Here is a 242-nt window from a genome sequence, read left to right on the forward strand (position 1 = left end):
GCTGACGCTAAGGGGCGGGTAGGGGTGTATGGTGCGGGTGGCCGGGGCGCACGCCAGCGCCGTCGCCGCGGCGCCAGTGGGGGCCTGCCACGCCTCGGTCACAAGAATGATGGGCAGGATGACCATTGCAATGAATGCGCTGATCTGCAGCGTGCCAGCCCAGGCACTCACGATGCGGGTTTGGCCGCGCAGACTGCTCGGAATGTTAGCGTCGTAACCCGTTCCCAGCTGAAGCCAGTTGG

1 protein-coding gene is annotated in these 242 nt (G+C 66.1%); it reads right to left on the reverse strand.

Annotated elements, in window-relative coordinates; translation table 11 throughout:
• Positions 1-242: hypothetical protein (locus ACLQ29_RS35590; protein ID WP_425775727.1), on the reverse strand; the 242-nt coding region annotated here is incomplete at both ends.

It is taken from the genome of Micromonospora sp. DT228 (genome assembly GCF_049841595.1).
Classification (GTDB): domain Bacteria; phylum Actinomycetota; class Actinomycetes; order Mycobacteriales; family Micromonosporaceae; genus Micromonospora.